The organism is Sphingopyxis sp., from assembly GCF_035998965.1.
In the GTDB taxonomy this organism is placed as follows: Bacteria; Pseudomonadota; Alphaproteobacteria; order Sphingomonadales; family Sphingomonadaceae; genus Sphingopyxis.
Map to the genome: position 1 here is coordinate 90,278 of NZ_DASYHE010000094.1, position 14,453 is coordinate 104,730.

Consider the following 14,453-nt stretch of genomic DNA (forward strand, 5'->3'; position numbering starts at 1 on the left):
AGGCAGGGCGAACGCCTACTGCCGCTCGGCCTGCACCACTGTGTCCGACGCGCGCAGCGCCGACAATATCCGCATCACATGATGGACGTCGCGCACTTCGACGACGACGTCGTAGGTGTGGAAACCCCCCTCGCGGTTCGACAGCCGCAAATTGGTGATGTTCGCCGAATTGGCGGCGAGGATGCCCGACATTTCGGCGAGCGTGCCGGGTTCGTTGAGGATGACGATGCACAGCCGCGCGTTGCCGCCCTCGCTGTCCTCTTGCCACCTCAAGTCGATCCAGTCGGCATCGACCCCATCGGCGAGACTCGGGCAGTCGATGACATGCACCTCGATCCCTTCGCCCGGACGCGCCAGCCCGACGATGCGGTCGCCGGGGACGGGGTGGCAGCAATCGGCGAGCTGGTACGCGACGCCGGGGGTCAGACCGGCGATCGACACCGCGGCGCCCTGTCCAAACTTGCCGGGCTTGGCCTTCATCTCGGCGGTGATGCCGGGGACGAGGGCTTCGAGCACCATATTGTCGGTCAGCCGCTGCTTGGCGATCGCCACATACAGCGCGGCGTCGCTGTCGAGCTTGAGCCGGGTCAGCGCCGCGGCGCGCGCCTTGTCGCCGACCTTGTTCGGCAGGCGCGCGACGATTTCGTCGTACATCTTGCGGCCGAGTGCGGCGAGTTCGACCTTTTCCTTTGACCGCACATGGCGGCGGATCGCGGCGCGCGCCTTACCGGTGACCGCAAAGCCCAGCCAGGCTGGCTGCGGGGTCTGTTTGTCCGACGACAGGATTTCGACGGTGTCGCCGTTGTTGAGCTGGGTGCGGAGCGGCACCAGCCGCCCGTTGACCTTGGCGCCGACGGTGCGGTCGCCCAGCCCGGTGTGGACGGCATAGGCAAAATCGACCGGGGTCGCGCCCTTGGGCAGCTGGTGCAGGCTGCCCTTCGGGGTGAAAGCAAAGATGCGGTCCTGATACATCGCGATGCGCGTGTTTTCGAGGAACTCCTCGGGATCGTGCGTCTGTTCCAGAATTTCGATCAGGTCGCGGATCCACCCCGCCTGCCCGTCGGGGGCGGTGCCGCCCTGTTTATACGCCCAATGCGCGGCGAAACCGAACTCGGACTGCTGGTGCATGTCCAGACTGCGGATCTGGATTTCGATCCGCATATTCTGCTGGTGCATGATCGTCGTGTGCAGCGATTTATAGCCGTTGCGCTTGGGGGTCGAGATATAGTCCTTGAACCGGCCCGGGACCATTTTCCACTTGCGGTGGATCAGCCCCAGCGCGGCGTAGCAATCGGCGTCGGTCGGGGTGACGATGCGAAACGCGATGATGTCGGTGACCTGTTCGAAACTGACATGGCGTTCCTGCATCTTGCGCCAGATCGAATAGGGGTGCTTCTCGCGCCCCGACACTTCGGCCTCGATCCCCGCCCCGGCGAGCAGGTCCTTGAAATCGCGGCTGATCGCGGCGACCTTGTCCTTGCCCCCCGCGCTCAGCTTCGCGAGGCGGCCAGTGATCGTGGCATAGGCCTCGGGTTCAAGCTCGCTGAACGCCAGAAGCTGCATCTCGCGCATATATTCATACATGCCGATCCGCTCGGCGAGCGGGGCATAGATATCCATCGTCTCCTTGGCGATGCGCCGCCGTTTGTCGGGATTCTGGATGAAATGCAGCGTGCGCATATTGTGCAGCCGATCGGCGAGCTTGACCAGCAGCACCCGAATGTCGTCGGACATCGCGAGCAGGAATTTGCGCAGATTTTCGGCCGCGCGCTCATTTTCGGTCTGTGCTTCGATCTTGCTGAGCTTCGTCACCCCATCGACCAGCCGCGCGACGTCGGCGCCGAACAGCTGCTCTACCTCTTCGGGGGTAGCCAGCGTGTCTTCGAGCGTATCGTGGAGCAGCGCGGTGACGATCGTTTCGCAATCAAGGTGTAGGTCGGTCAAGATCCCCGCCACTTCGACCGGGTGGCTGAAATAGGGATCGCCCGAGGCGCGCTTCTGGCTGCCATGTTTCTGGACGGTAAACACATAGGCGCGATTGAGCAGCGCCTCGTCGCAGTCGGGATCATAAGCGCGCACGCGCTCGACAAGTTCATATTGTCTTAGCATCGCGTCCAATGTCGTTCATGTCGGCCCAATTGCAATGCGAAATGTGATTGCGCGGTTCGCGCGTGGCTTCGCAACTTTGATAACCGTGATCGGCAGCATTGGTTGTGGCGGGTAGCGATGCGGGGCGGCGCCGACACCGGGCTGGGTTTGCGCGCGCCGTTCAGAGGCTTGCCACCGTTTGCGTCGGCCGATCTATTGCGTTGCGAAATGCAACGAAGCCCCTATATTTTTTTGGCGCAGGGGTCGATTTTACGTTAGGGCATGGGTCATGGGAAAATTACGCGAACTGCTGAACGATATCGACGGGGGCAATTGCGCCCTGCCGCTGGCGCTGGAAGCGATGGGTGAACGCTGGTCGTTCATGATCCTGCGCGCGGCCTTTAACGGCGTGCATCATTTCGAGGAATTTCAGCAGGAATTGAACATCGCGCGCAATATCCTGTCGAACCGGCTGTCGCGGCTGGTCGATCATGGCATCATGGCGCGCGAAGTGATGACCGAAGACCGCCGCAAGGTGCGTTACCAGCTGACCCAGAAAGGGATCGAGCTGCTGCCGGCCATGATCGCGCTGCGCCAATGGGGCGAAAAATGGGGCGCGGGCGTGCCCTCGACCCCGGTGCTGGTCGATGCGCGCGACGAACAGCCGATCGGACCGGTGACGCTGACCGCGCACGATGGCCGGGTGATCGGTTACAAGGAATTGTTGTGGAAGCATCGCGCCGAACTTCAACCCCTCGGTCAGGCCCGGGTGCGCGCCGAGGGTGGACTGGCGCCGGTGGCTGCCGAATGACTGGCCGCGCCGGGACGCATCTTCGCGCGCGAAGCCGCTGACCATCGCCACCTTACGGACCCCCATGCCGCTGTTTCGCCTGTCTTCGCCGGGGCCTTTTTTCGACAATAAGGTCCGCGCCTTCTGGAATCTGCAGATTCTGGGCTGGGCCGCCTGGCTTGGCCTGCGAGGCGTGTCGGGGCTTGCCAATGGCCAGCCCCTGACCTTCCTGATTCCGCAGACGATTTCGGCGATCACGGGCTTCTCGCTCTCGCTCATCCTGGCGGTGTGCTACCGCGCGCTGATCAGCCGCCGCCCGCTGCTGATGTGGGGGGTCAGTTTTGGCCTGTCGGGCATCGCCACGGCCTTATGGGCATTTATCGACGCTTGGGTTGCGCAGATTCAGAACCCGAACAGCGAGGCGGGGTTCACCAGCTTGCTCCTCGGCGCGGTCTATATCGACGCGACGTCGCTCGCGGCGTGGTCGGCGCTTTATTTCGCGATCAACTATTTCCTCCAGCTTGAGGAACAGAATGACCGCGTCATCCGGCTGGAAGCGCAGGCGGCGTCGGCGCAGCTTGCCATGCTGCGCTATCAGCTCAACCCGCATTTCCTGTTCAACACGCTGAACAGCATTTCGACGCTCGTGCTGCTCAAACAGACCGAGCCCGCCAATGCGATGCTGTCGCGGCTGTCGGCGTTCCTGCGCTACACCCTCGCCAACGAACCGACGGCGCAGGTCACGCTGGCGCAGGAGATCGAGACGCTGAAGCTCTATCTCGACATTGAAAAGATGCGCTTTGAAGAGCGATTGCGCCCGCATTTCGCAATCGATCCGGTGGTCGCGCGCGCCCGATTGCCCTCGCTGCTCCTGCAACCCCTGGTCGAAAACGCGATCAAATATGCGGTGACGCCGCAGGAGGACGGCGCCGATATCACGATTTCCGCACAGCTGGCCGGTCAAAATGTTCGGATTATCGTGTCCGACACCGGCACGGGATTGCCAGCCGATGGCGGCGACCCCACCACCAGTCTTGCAACGGAATCGACCGGCGTGGGTTTAGCCAATATCAGGGACCGTCTGGCGCAGGCTTTCGGCGACCAGCACCGGTTCGATGCCCAACGCGGCGCTGACGGCGGATTCACGGTGGTTATCGAGTTTCCGTTTCAGCCCGATGGGCAAATGACGATTGGAACCGAACGGACATGACGATCAGAACCATTCTGGTGGATGATGAAAAACTGGCCACCCAAGGCCTGCAACTGCGGCTGGAGCCGCACACCGATGTCGAAATCGTCGACACCGCGCAAAATGGCCGCGAGGCGATCCGCAAGATCAAGACCCACAAACCCGACCTCGTTTTTCTCGACATCCAGATGCCGGGTTTCGATGGCTTTTCGGTAATTCAGGGATTGATGGAGGTCGAACCGCCCCTCGTCGTTTTCGTCACCGCCTACTCGGATCATGCGATCCGCGCCTTCGAAGCGCAGGCGGTCGATTATCTGGTCAAGCCGGTCGAACCCGAGCGGCTCGCCGATGCGCTCGACCGGGTGCGCCAGCGCCTCACCGAAAAGCGCGGCGTGGCCGAGGTCGAACGCCTGAAAACGGTGTTGGCCGAGGTCGCCCCCGATGCGGTTGACGATTATGACGCCGAGACGCAGCCCGACGCGCACGCCGCCGATCGCTATGAAAAGATGATCAACATCAAGGATCGCGGCCAGATTTTCCGCGTCGATGTCGACAGCATCGAACGCATCGATGCCGCGGGCGACTATATGTGCATCTACACCGCCGACAACAGCCTGATCCTGCGCGAGACGATGAAGGATCTGGAAAAGCGGCTCGATCCGCGCAATTTCCAGCGCGTTCACCGCTCGACGATCGTCAACCTGTCACAGGTCAAGCAGGTGAAGCCGCACACCAATGGCGAATGTTTCCTGGTGCTCGGATCGGGCGCGCAGGTGAAGGTCAGCCGCAGCTACCGCGATGTGGTGGCGCGGTTCGTACATTAAGTTCTGCAATAATAATCGACGTCATTGCGAGCGAAGCGAAGCAATCCAGAGCAGTTTACGCCGGGCTCTGGATTGCCGCGTCGCGTCGCTCCTCGCAATGACGAGGTCGGCTAAAGCTGGTGCCCCGTCCTGTCGCGCTTCGTCGCGAGATATTGCTCGTTAAACTTGTTGGTCGGCAATGCTAGCGGCAGTCGCTCGACCACCGCGACGCCTTCTTTTTCCAGCCGCGCGACCTTTTCGGGGTTGTTGGTCATCAACCGGATGCGCGGGATGTTGAGCAGTTCCAGCATCCGTCCCGCGATTGCAAAATCGCGCGCCTCGACCGGAAAACCCAGCCGCAGATTGGCATCGACGGTGTCATAGCCCTGATCCTGCAGCGCATAGGCGCGCAGCTTGTTGACCAGGCCGATGCCACGTCCCTCCTGCCGCAGATAGAGCAGCACCCCCCACGGCGCATCAGCCATCGCGTGCAGCGCGGCGTGGAGCTGCGGCCCGCAATCGCATTTCAGGCTCCCCAGCACGTCGCCGGTCAGGCATTCGCTGTGCAGGCGCACCACCGGCGGATTTCCGTCGCGCTGGCCGATGACCAGCGCGACATGATCGGAAGCTTCCTCGGGCGAGCGGAAAGCGATGATTTCGGCAGTTTCGCTCGCCGCCACGGGCAGGCGCGCGCGTGCGGCGATCTGAAGGCGGGCCGGGTCGAGGAGCGCCGCAACATCGTCGGCGGTGCACCGTGTCTCCGCCTCGCCGACCGCTTCGCGCACAAAAAAGGCCGGGAGCAGGCCAGCGTGGCGCGCCATCGTCATCACGGCGGCGGCGGCGTCGTCACCGCCGGTCGGGATAGTACGAAACGGCCCTTTGAGCGGGTGGGCGAGGTCGAGCGCCGGGTCGGCTATCGCCAGCGCCGCGGTGACCGTGCTGGCGGCTGCGGCGAGGCGCACCGGACCCGGCGTCGCCGCGACGCGCTGGTTCGTCAGTTTCAGCGTCACCGCCCGTTCGCCCGACAGCAGGACATCGTGGCTGGCGAATTCGGCGAGCGCGTCGTCGCGTGCGCTTTCGACCGCGAGCAGGTCGAGCGCGCCCCCCGCACCTTCGACGCGAAAGGGCCAGCCGCGCCGCAGCGCGTCGATCGCGCGCGCGGCGCGGCGGGCGCCTCTATGGTCGGCGTCGCTCAAAAGGCAAATTCCGTCACCAGCGGGATATGGTCCGACGGCCGCTCCCAGCTGCGCGCTGGCTGGACGATGCGGTGCGACACCGCCTTGTCGAGCAGGTCGGGGGTGACCCACATATGGTCGAGGCGTCGACCGCGGTTCGACGCCTCCCAATCCTTGGCGCGGTAACTCCACCAGGTGAACAAGGGCGTCGGCGCGGCAATGAAATGGCGACCGAGGTCAACCCAGTTCGACGCCGCCTGCAACCGCGCCAGCGTTTCGACTTCGACCGGCGTGTGGCTGACGACGTCGAGCAGCGCCTTGTGGTTCCACACGTCGCATTCGAGCGGGGCGACGTTGAAGTCGCCGGTCAGCACGGTGGGGGTGCCGTTCAGCGCCCCGGACCATTCGGTCATGCGGCCAAAAAAGTCGAGCTTCTGACCGAATTTGGGGTTGAGATTACGATCAGGAATGTCGCCGCCTGCGGGGATATAGACATTGTCGAGCCGCACCCCCGACGGCAAGGTCACCCCGACATGGCGCGCCTCGCCATTTGCCTGCCAGTCATATTTGCGGACATCGGCCAGCGGCACCTTGCTGACGATCGCGACGCCGTGGTGCATGCGCTGACCGTGGGTAACGATGTGTGTGTAACCCAGCGCCCTGAACATGTCCTGCGGAAAGGTGCCGCATTCGACCTTGGTTTCCTGCAGGCACAGGATGTCGGGGGCTTCTTCGCGCAGGAATTTTTCGACGATGCCGATGCGGGCGCGGACGCTGTTGATATTCCACGAAGCGATGCTGGTGCGAGTCATGCGCTGGCTCTATCGGCGCCACGCATTGTTCGCAATGCGATTGCGGCACCAGCCCGCTCCCCCACCCAGCCTCCCATTTCAGGATACGCTGTAGGGAGGCTGGGTGGGGGAGCGGGCTGGTGCCGCAAAGCCGCGTTAGCGGCAAAAAAACGCCGGGAATCATAAACCCCCGTCCCAGGGGCGGTGGAACGGGGGTTCAAGGTCAGCGTTCGTCACGCTCTTGAAAGAAGACACCGGGCAATCCGGGTGGGGCAACAGGGGGAAACCCAAATCCGGGGCCGTGTTGGCGTCTTCGAGAGCTGAAATAGCCCCGCCTCCCTGTCGCCAAGCTGAACGAAAAACGGCGGCGGAGCGCCGATTTTGCAGTTCGTCGATGCTGGGCGACAGTTGGGCGGAAAAAGACCGGAGATTTCTGATGAAAAAATCCCCGGCCTGAATTTTCCGTTCAGCTTTGGTCAGCGACCGCGCTTGTTCGGGCGCGGATCGGTCCAGCGGAACGCCGAATCGGCGACCGCGACGTTGAACTTCTGGTTGCTGAGGTCGATCCGCGTCCGGTTGTTCTGCGAATCGAGTGCGACCCAGCCGCGCAGGCGCAGACCGCCGGGGGCGCCGCCGTCGCGGACGAACACCATGGTGATCGTGCCATATTCGGGACGCTTGGGATCCTTGACCTCGACGCTCAGCACATCGTTGCTGCCGGTGGGGATGACCCTGGCGTATTTGGTCAGGTCGCGGTCGGGATCAAGCAGCGCGGCGAGCGGCGAATTTTTCACCGGCCAGCGTTGCACCTGCCGCACTTCATAATCGATCACGGTCAGCGAACTGCCGTCGCCGACGATGAGCAGCGGGACGTCCTTCTGGTATTGGAAGCGGATCTTGCCGGGGCGTTTCAGGGTCAGCTTGCCCGACAGGCGCTGGCCGTTGCGGTCGGTCTGGACAAAGTCGGCGGTCATCGACCCGGTCGATTTCAGGTGCGACTGCACCGACGCCAGCGTCGATGATGACTGCGCGATGGCGGGAACGCCGACCGCAAGCCCGGCGACGGCCAAGGGCGTCAGCGTCCAGGCGGCAAGGCGGGTGAAGGGATTCTTCAGGATCATGGGACTCTCATTCTGTTCTATATTCGCTCGGCTCATCGCAGATAGGCATTGAACCCGCCGTGAACCTGCTCGTCAGACGCCGTTCAAACCGCGAGACGGGCGAAGGCTCCTCATCGCTGCTGGCCGTACTGATCGGTCAGCACGTCGCGGCGGCCGACATGGTTGGGCGGGCTGACCAGCCCTTCCTCCTCCATTCGCTCAATCAGGCGGGCGGCACTGTTGTACCCGATGCGCAGCTGGCGTTGCAGCCAGCTGGTCGATGCCTTCTGGCTTTCGACGACGATCTGGCAGGCCTTGGCATACATGCGGTCCTCGGCGCTGTCGCCGCCCGCCGGGGCACCCTCCATCGCGAAACCGCCGTCCTCGGGATCTTCGGTAACGCTTTCGATATAGTCGGGGCGGCCCTGCCCGCGCCAGTGATCGGCGACCGCGCGCACCTCGTCGTCGGATACAAAGGGGCCATGGATACGCGTGATCTGCTTGCCGCCCGGGACATAGAGCATGTCGCCCTTGCCGAGCAGTTGCTCGGCGCCCGCCTCGCCCAAAATCGTGCGGCTGTCGATCTTGCTGGTGACGTTGAAACTGATGCGCGTCGGCAGGTTCGCCTTGATCACGCCGGTGATGACATCGACCGACGGGCGCTGCGTTGCCAGGATCAGGTGGATACCCGCGGCGCGTGCCTTTTGCGCGAGGCGCTGGATCAGGAATTCGACTTCCTTGCCCGCGGTCATCATCAAATCGGCAAGTTCATCGACGACGATGACGATCTGCGGCAGCGGCGCATAATCGAGCGTTTCTTCCTCATAGATCGGCTGGCCGGTGTCGGGGTCGTAACCGGTCTGGACACGCCGCCCGAGCGACTTGCCCTTGGCCAGCGCGCCGCGGACCTTGTCGTTGTAGCTCGCGAGGTTGCGCACCGACAGCGATGACATCATCCGGTAGCGGTCTTCCATCTGCTCGACCGCCCATTTCAGCGCGCGGATCGCCTTCTTGGGTTCGGTGACGACGGGGGCGAGGAGGTGCGGAATATCGTCATAGACGCTGAGTTCCAGCATCTTGGGATCGATCATGATCATCTTCACCTGATCGGGACCGAGCCGATAGAGCAGCGACAGGATCATCGCGTTGAGCCCGACCGACTTACCCGAGCCGGTCGTCCCCGCGATCAGCAGGTGCGGCATCGGCGCCAGGTCGGCGATCATCGGGTCGCCGCTGATATTCTTGCCCAGGATGATCGGCAGCGCGCCGGTCTGATCCTGAAACAAGGCGCTGCCGATGATTTCGTGCAGCACCACCGCCTCGCGGTGCGCGTTGGGCAGTTCGATGCCGATCACGGTGCGGCCCGGGATCGGCGCAATGCGCGCCGACAGCGCCGACATGTTGCGCGCGATGTCGTCGGCGAGGTTCGATACGCGGCTCGCCTTGGTGCCGGGGGCGGGTTCGAGTTCGTACATGGTGACGACGGGGCCGGGGCGCACCGCGGTGACCACGCCCTTGACCTGAAAATCCTCGAGCACCGATTCGAGCAGGCGCGCGTTGCGCTCCAGCCCCGCCTTGTCGATCTGTCCGGTCGGCCCCGGCGGCGGCGGCGCGAGCAGATCGATCGAGGGCAGCTGGTAATTGGTGAACAGTTCGGTCTGTGGCTTGGGCCGCGGTTTCGACGGCGCTGTGCGCTGCGCCGGATCGGCGATCTCAGGCGGGGCGCGGTCGCTGGGTTCTGCGATCGCGCGCGGGCGCACGACGCGCTCCATCAGGTTCGGGCTTTGGGCGCCATCGTCGGCGGCGCGCACCGGCTCGGCGATGCGGCTGCGCTCGACGGCAGGCAGACGGAAACGCGACGCCCACCCTTTCTCCAGCCGCAGCGCGCGCCACGCCAGCGACAGCCCGATGGTGACCAGCAGCAGGATGGTCGCAAAACGGATCAGCGCCGCGGCGGGTTCGCCCGCTGCGGCGAACAGCGGCGTGATCGCGCCGCCGATCAGCAGCGCGATGAGTCCGCCCCAGCCCGCGGGCATCGGCGCGCTGGTGGCTGGCGACCACAGTTCAGCGCCCAGCCCGACGAGCAAGATACCGACGAAACTATAGGCGAGCTGACGCGGCCAATAGGGCTGCGCTTCACCCAGCCAAAGCCGCCACGCGAAGAGCCCGAGCAGCGGCACCAGCAGGGCAATCCCGACCCCGCCGATCGACAGCCCCAGATCGGCGAACCACGCGCCAAGGCTGCCCATCCAGTTGGCGGCGGTACCAGCAGCGGCGGTGTTCAGCGCCGCATCGGTGCTGTCGTACGTCGCGAGCGCGAGCGCCAGAAACAGCGTGAACAGCCCGAGCGCCGCCGCGGCGCCGATCACCAGCGATCGCGCGATACTCTGGCGGAAAACGGTGCGCCAATCGGCCTTGATCGGTGCGCCCTTGCGGCTGGCCATGCTGTTTACGGTCCCCATCGATACACCACGGCGATATGCACATGGCCCGGACTCGCCGTCAAGCGCAGCCCCGCGCGCGTCCACAGCCTTTCCAAGCCGCGCGCCGCGCGCTAGGGTGATTTCATGAGTGAAACCCTGCGCAGCGATGTCCTGATTTCGGGGGGCGGCCTGGTCGGCCAGGCGCTCGCCCTTGCCCTGTCGCACCATGGCTTGTCGGTCCAGGTCGTCGATCCCACCGACCCGATCACGACGATCGCCCCTGGCTTCGACGGCCGCGCGTCGGCGATCGCCAGTGCGACCTGGCAGATGTTCGAAGTGCTGGGGATTGCCGAGCGACTTGCGGGGCACGGCTGCCCGATCCGGGCCATTCAGGTCGCCGACGGCGCCCCCGACAGTGGCCGCGGCGGCCATCTCGATTTCGTCACCGCCGACGGCGATCCACCGCTCGGTACGATGATCGAGAACCGCCAGCTCCGCCTCGCGCTCGCCGCGGCGCTCGCCGATGCACCGCTGGTCCGGCTGCATATGCCCGCCGCCGTCATGACCCGCGACATTGATAGCCACGGCGTCACGCTGACCCTCGCTGACGGGACGAAGCTCGCGGCCCCGCTGCTGATCGTTGCCGAAGGCCGCCGCTCGCCGACCCGCGAAGCGACCGGGTTCAACATCGCCACCTGGTCATACGATCACCACGCGTTGATTGGAGCGGTGTCGCACGCACGGCCGCACGGCAATGTCGCGCATGAGATCTTTTACCCTTCTGGCCCGTTCGCGCTGCTGCCGCTGGTCGATGACGCCGAGGGACGGCACCGTTCAGCGTTCGTCTGGACGGTCGCCGAAAAGGACGGTCCCGGCTTTGCCAAGCTCGGCGACCGCGGCTTCGTCACCGAACTCGAAAAGCGCGCGGGCGGGGTGCTCGGCGCGATGGAGCTTGTCGCGCCGCGGATGACCTATCCGCTCGGCTTCCACCACAGCGCGTCGATCGTCGCCGAGCGTATCGCGCTGGTCGGCGACGCCGCGCACGGCATCCATCCGATCGCGGGGCAGGGGCTGAATCTCGGCCTGCGCGATGTCGCGGCGCTGACCGAAGTGCTCGTCGAGGGCGCCCGGCTCGGGCTCGACCTCGGCGATGCGGCCTTGCTCGCGCGCTATCAGCGCTGGCGCGGGCTCGATAACATGATGGTCAGCCTCGCCACCGACGGGCTGACTCGCCTGTTCGGCATCCCCGGCCGCACCGCCGCCGCGGTCCGGCGCACCGGGCTGGGCGCGGTCCAGCGCCTGCCGTTGCTCAAGCGCTTCTTCATGGACGAAGCGCGCGGCGAGGCGGGCGATCTGCCAAGGTTGCTCGCCGGGGCCGAGGTCTAGGCCCAACCCACCAGTCCGTTCATGTCGAGCGAAGTCGAAACACGCTGCGGGGCCGAGTCAGGTCGATGGGTGTCTCGACTTCGCTCGACACGAACGGCAAATGGGGAACCCCATATAGGTATTTCTACCTACCCCACCATCAGTCTGCCGCTCATCATCTTTCCCTATCCCGGCCCAAGCGGCACCCCCGCCGCGGCACGATGGGGACGGACCATGTCGGCAAAAAGCGACGCGCTCGAAACAGCTGTGAAAGACTATATCCAGGCACGAACCGCGCTCGACGCGGCGCCGGGCGCGCGAGCGCGGGCACTCGCCGATCGGGCATTTGCGCGGCTGGCGGCGTTGGCGGCGCCGCGCATCCGCTATTTCACCCGCAGCTATGGCCTGAGCGATGTCGCCGACGATGCGGCGCAGGTGTGCGCCATTGCACTCCACCGTGCCGCCGAGCGCTATGACCCGGCGCGCGCGCGCTTCACCACCTATGTGAACTGGCAGCTGCGCGCCGAGCTGCAGGCGCTGCGCCTGCGCCTGCACGGTGACCAGCGATCAGCGGGGCGGCGGCACGTCACCGCGACGCTGTCGCTTGATGCATTACAGGCCGACGGCGCAGACGACTGGCTGGTCGATCCCATCGCCGAAGCGGCGACTGAAGGAGCGGCGCGCGACAGTCTTGCCGCCCTCGTCGCTGACCGGCTGGTTGCCGAATGGGCAGCGCGTCGCCGAACCACCCTGTCGCGCGCTCCGCGGGCCGATAAGGATCGCATCGCGGCGCGCCTCGCCGCCGAAACGGCACTGGTCCGCGATCAGCTCAGGGTAAACGACGCCGCAGACCGGCTGCGCGAAAGCGACCGCCACATCGTGCGCCGCGCGCTGACCGACATCACGCGCCACGCGGCGTCCCGCAAGCTGAACTGAGCGCGCGTCTATTGCAGCGTGGCGCGGCCGTCGTCGCTGTCATAGCGGCCGAAAAACTGCATCAGCTGAACGACCAGCTCGGCGCGCGCGTCGATCGGGGTCGCTTCGAGCAGCGCCTGTTTCGCGGCGGCATCGAAGGGCGCGACCTGCGCGATGCCGTTGACCAGCGTCGCATCGTCGAGCTGGCCGACCGAATCCCAGTCGACGACATAACCCTGCCGCGCGGCAAAGCGCTTGGCCTCGCGCTCCAGACTCGCTCGTTCGACGCTCGACAGCACTGCATCGTCGTCGATCTCGGTTTCGATCTCGGCTTCGACCTGGCGAAACGGGGTGATGACGTCGAGTTCGCGGCGGACGCGAAACCGCGCCACACCCTCCAGCACCAGGTTGAACCGGCCCTCGTCCAGCGCTTCGACATCGACGATCCGCCCGACGCAGCCGACGTCATACAGCGCCGGCGGCTCGCGGCTTTCTTCACCGGGCAGCATACGCGGCTGGATCATCCCGATCTGCCGGTCGCGCGCCAGCACCTCCTGCACCATCGCCGAATAGCGCGGCTCAAAGATATGCAACGGCAGGTGCAGCCCGGGAAACAGCACCGCGCCGGGCAGCGGAAAGATCGCGATCCGCTGGATAGTCAGGGGCGCGGTGTCGCCCATCAGCCGAACAGGATCAGCGACAGCCGGCGGCGCTGCGCCGCGACCCAAGGATCTTCCAGCCCGACGGCTTCGAACAGCGACAGCAGTTTGGCGCGCGCGGCATCTTCCTGCCATTCGCGATCGGCGGCAACGATGTGGAGAAGATTGTCGGCGGCGGCATCGCGCTGCCCCGCGCCGATTTGCGCACTGGCCAGGTCGAAGCGCGCCTGATGGTCATTGGGATTGGCGGCCACTGCCGCTTCGAACGCGGCCAGTTCGCCCGCGTCGGGCGCATCGGCGGCGAGCGCGAGCACGCTTTTCGCCTGCGCGATCGCCGGATCGTCAGCGATTTCGGCCGGTACCATGTCGAGCGCGCCCTGCGCGCTGGTCAGGTCGCCCGCGAGCACAAAGGCGCGGATCAGTCCGCCATGCGCCGCCGCATTGTCGGGCGCCATCTCGAGAATCTGCCCGAAGATACTGGCGGCACGTTCGCCGTCGCCCTCGGCCAACACGGACTCGCCCATGTCGATCAGCGGCGCGATCTCGACCGCGCGCGCCGTCGCCTCGCTCTCGATCGGCAACTGCGCGAGCAGCTGGTCGAGCATCGTCTTCAACTGGCTTTCGGTGCGCGCGTTGGTCAGGTTGGCGACCGGCTGCCCCTGAAAAATCGCATAAACGGTCGGGATCGACTGCACCTGAAACTGGCTGGCGATGAAGCGATTCGCATCGACGTCGATCTTGGCGAGCAACACACCCTTGTCAGCATAATCGGCGGCGACCTTTTCCAGGATCGGGGTCAACTGCTTGCACGGCCCGCACCATTCGGCCCAGAAATCCAGGATCACCAATTTGGTCATCGACGGTTCGACGACGTCGCGGCGGAACGCTTCGACGGCTTCCTTCTCGGTGGGGTTCAGACCCAAAGTGGCCACGCGTCATGCTCCTGTTCAAAATGCCGAACCATCTATGTGGGAATTGCGGCGAATATGCCAACCCTTCCCCCGCGATAAGATACGAAAAGCATGAAGGGGGGTTGCCGACTCAAAAACCCGATGCTAAGCGCCCGCCTCACCCGCTGGAACCGACCGGTTTCAGCCGCCAGAGCGGGCGTAGCTCAGGGGTAGAGCACAACCTTGCCAAGGTTGGGGTCGAGGG

12 protein-coding genes are annotated in these 14,453 nt (G+C 64.9%); 5 read left to right on the forward strand and 7 right to left on the reverse strand.

Annotated elements, in window-relative coordinates; all coding sequences use genetic code 11:
* Positions 1–15: 15 nt before the first annotated feature.
* Positions 16–2,109, reverse strand: a complete 2,094-nt coding sequence (locus VGN68_RS17085) for a bifunctional (p)ppGpp synthetase/guanosine-3',5'-bis(diphosphate) 3'-pyrophosphohydrolase (protein ID WP_327478340.1) — start codon at positions 2,107–2,109, stop codon at positions 16–18.
* 268 nt (positions 2,110–2,377) lie between these two features.
* Here VGN68_RS17085 and VGN68_RS17090 point away from each other — a divergent pair, with 268 nt between their 5' ends.
* The 3 genes from VGN68_RS17090 (at position 2,378) to VGN68_RS17100 (ending at position 4,891) form a co-directional block, all read left to right on the forward strand.
* Complete coding sequence (locus VGN68_RS17090; RefSeq protein ID WP_293701542.1) at positions 2,378–2,899, forward strand: winged helix-turn-helix transcriptional regulator; 522 nt, start codon at positions 2,378–2,380, stop codon at positions 2,897–2,899.
* A 64-nt stretch (positions 2,900–2,963) separates the two neighbouring features.
* Positions 2,964–4,088 carry a sensor histidine kinase gene (locus VGN68_RS17095; protein ID WP_293701544.1) on the forward strand — a complete coding sequence of 375 codons (1,125 nt, stop codon included), beginning with the start codon at positions 2,964–2,966 and terminating at the stop codon, positions 4,086–4,088.
* Entirely contained in the window at positions 4,085–4,891 is an 807-nt protein-coding gene (locus tag VGN68_RS17100) for a LytR/AlgR family response regulator transcription factor (RefSeq protein ID WP_088440075.1), read from the forward strand. The genes VGN68_RS17095 and VGN68_RS17100 overlap by 4 nt, the downstream gene beginning before the upstream one ends.
* Positions 4,892–5,001: 110 nt before the next feature.
* On the opposite strand, the gene ribA is transcribed toward VGN68_RS17100, so the two are convergent.
* The 4 genes from ribA to VGN68_RS17120 all read right to left on the reverse strand — a co-directional run bounded on the left by ribA (position 5,002) and on the right by VGN68_RS17120 (position 10,380).
* Entirely contained in the window at positions 5,002–6,066 is a 1,065-nt protein-coding gene (gene ribA / locus VGN68_RS17105; RefSeq protein ID WP_327478346.1) for a GTP cyclohydrolase II, read from the reverse strand.
* Positions 6,063–6,857, reverse strand: coding sequence for an exodeoxyribonuclease III (locus tag VGN68_RS17110; RefSeq protein ID WP_327478348.1), 795 nt, complete (start codon positions 6,855–6,857; stop codon positions 6,063–6,065). The genes ribA and VGN68_RS17110 overlap by 4 nt, the downstream gene beginning before the upstream one ends.
* Positions 6,858–7,312: 455 nt before the next feature.
* Entirely contained in the window at positions 7,313–7,957 is a 645-nt protein-coding gene (locus tag VGN68_RS17115; RefSeq protein ID WP_327478350.1) for an outer membrane lipoprotein carrier protein LolA, read from the reverse strand.
* Positions 7,958–8,067: 110 nt separating this feature from the next.
* Positions 8,068–10,380, reverse strand: coding sequence for an FtsK/SpoIIIE family DNA translocase (locus VGN68_RS17120; protein ID WP_327478352.1), 2,313 nt, complete (start codon positions 10,378–10,380; stop codon positions 8,068–8,070).
* A gap of 123 nt (positions 10,381–10,503) precedes the next feature.
* Here VGN68_RS17120 and VGN68_RS17125 point away from each other — a divergent pair, with 123 nt between their 5' ends.
* Complete coding sequence (locus VGN68_RS17125; RefSeq protein WP_327478354.1) at positions 10,504–11,745, forward strand: FAD-dependent monooxygenase; 1,242 nt, start codon at positions 10,504–10,506, stop codon at positions 11,743–11,745.
* 213 nt (positions 11,746–11,958) lie between these two features.
* Complete coding sequence (locus tag VGN68_RS17130) at positions 11,959–12,660, forward strand: sigma factor (protein ID WP_327478356.1); 702 nt, start codon at positions 11,959–11,961, stop codon at positions 12,658–12,660.
* Between the two features lie 8 nt (positions 12,661–12,668).
* On the opposite strand, the gene VGN68_RS17135 is transcribed toward VGN68_RS17130, so the two are convergent.
* Both VGN68_RS17135 and VGN68_RS17140 read right to left on the reverse strand, forming a co-directional pair.
* Positions 12,669–13,319 (reverse strand): LON peptidase substrate-binding domain-containing protein, encoded by a 651-nt coding sequence (locus tag VGN68_RS17135; RefSeq protein ID WP_327478358.1) that lies wholly within the window; start codon positions 13,317–13,319, stop codon positions 12,669–12,671.
* A complete protein-coding gene (locus VGN68_RS17140) occupies positions 13,319–14,230 on the reverse strand; it encodes a tetratricopeptide repeat protein (protein WP_327478360.1) in 912 nt (303 codons plus the stop codon). The genes VGN68_RS17135 and VGN68_RS17140 overlap by 1 nt, the downstream gene beginning before the upstream one ends.
* Positions 14,231–14,453 lie beyond the last annotated feature (223 nt).

Coding starts and splice junctions, on each gene's coding strand:
- VGN68_RS17085 (WP_327478340.1), bottom strand. CDS start 2,109: ATGCTAAGACAATATGAACTTGTCGAGCGCGTGCGCGCTTATGATCCC.
- VGN68_RS17090 (WP_293701542.1), top strand. CDS start 2,378: ATGGGAAAATTACGCGAACTGCTGAACGATATCGACGGGGGCAATTGC.
- VGN68_RS17095 (WP_293701544.1), top strand. CDS start 2,964: ATGCCGCTGTTTCGCCTGTCTTCGCCGGGGCCTTTTTTCGACAATAAG.
- VGN68_RS17100 (WP_088440075.1), top strand. CDS start 4,085: ATGACGATCAGAACCATTCTGGTGGATGATGAAAAACTGGCCACCCAA.
- VGN68_RS17110 (WP_327478348.1), bottom strand. CDS start 6,857: ATGACTCGCACCAGCATCGCTTCGTGGAATATCAACAGCGTCCGCGCC.
- VGN68_RS17115 (WP_327478350.1), bottom strand. CDS start 7,957: ATGATCCTGAAGAATCCCTTCACCCGCCTTGCCGCCTGGACGCTGACG.
- VGN68_RS17120 (WP_327478352.1), bottom strand. CDS start 10,380: ATGGCCAGCCGCAAGGGCGCACCGATCAAGGCCGATTGGCGCACCGTT.
- VGN68_RS17125 (WP_327478354.1), top strand. CDS start 10,504: ATGAGTGAAACCCTGCGCAGCGATGTCCTGATTTCGGGGGGCGGCCTG.
- VGN68_RS17130 (WP_327478356.1), top strand. CDS start 11,959: ATGTCGGCAAAAAGCGACGCGCTCGAAACAGCTGTGAAAGACTATATC.
- VGN68_RS17135 (WP_327478358.1), bottom strand. CDS start 13,319: ATGGGCGACACCGCGCCCCTGACTATCCAGCGGATCGCGATCTTTCCG.